The organism is Aeromonas media (assembly GCF_000819985.1).
Classification (GTDB): Bacteria; Pseudomonadota; Gammaproteobacteria; order Enterobacterales; family Aeromonadaceae; genus Aeromonas; species Aeromonas media.
Map to the genome: position 1 here is coordinate 1 of NZ_CDBZ01000001.1, position 946 is coordinate 946.

Annotated in this window: 1 protein-coding gene; it reads right to left on the reverse strand. The window is 52.7% G+C overall.

Annotated features, from left to right (window positions below; all coding sequences use genetic code 11):
• A partial coding sequence (locus BN1127_RS00005) for a PAS domain-containing protein (protein ID WP_042648048.1) occupies window positions 1-605 on the reverse strand: 605 nt, incomplete at its 3' end.
• Window positions 606-946 lie beyond the last annotated feature (341 nt).

Consider the following 946-nt stretch of genomic DNA (forward strand, 5'->3'; position numbering starts at 1 on the left):
TGGGTAATCAGGTTCTGGTAAAACTCGGGGTCGCAGAACTGGCGATGGTGTTTGCCGACCACCTCCTCCAGCCGGTAGCCGAAGCAGTGGAGGAAGTTCTGGTTGGCGGTGATGACGGTACCGTCCGGCTGGAAATCGATCACTGCCAGCGACTTGTCCAGCGCCGCCAGCAAGGCCTGGGTGCGCTCGAGGGAGGATTGCTGCGGTGTCACATCGGAGGCGACCTTGGCGACGCGCACCACCTTGCCATCGATCACGATGGGGAAATAGGTAGCTTCCAGCCAGACCGCCTTGCCCGATTTCGACTGGCGGATGAAGCGCCCGTTGCGGGAGATGCCACCGCGCAAATCCTGCCACAGGCTCTCATAATCTTGGGTCTTGACGTCCTCCGGAAAACAGAGCGTGCTGTGGTGCTTGCCAATGACCTCTTCACGTCCAAAGCCCACGATCTTGAGAAACAGCTCGTTGGCGAAGGTGACCACTCCTGCCGGGGTAAACTGGATGAAAGGCACCAGGGACTGGATGGCCTGCTCGAAAGCACTCAACTCTGCCATCTTTGCTACCTGCTCATTCACTTCCTTGCTTGTTTTTTGATTCCAGAACATGACAGAGCTCCTCCATGAGCCCCTTGAATGACAGACCGACCTTAATCTGAGTGAATTAACAATAGCATTGCTCTTTGATGAATCATCATCGAGCCTGAATTAACTCTTTAATTTTCAATGTTGATATTATGGCTGCTTGATGGTGCGGTCTCGAATAAGGCTCTTTTATATTGTCGCCCCTTTCTGACCGTCCCTGATATTGGCATGAAGGCGTCTCTTTTGGCACTTGATATTGTCGTCGCTACATTGGGGCTTTTATTTCATCACTTCGGCGTTAGATGAATATCGACCGATGCCGATGAGGGTCGCAATGGCATTGAGGCGGGAATTCAGATAATAAG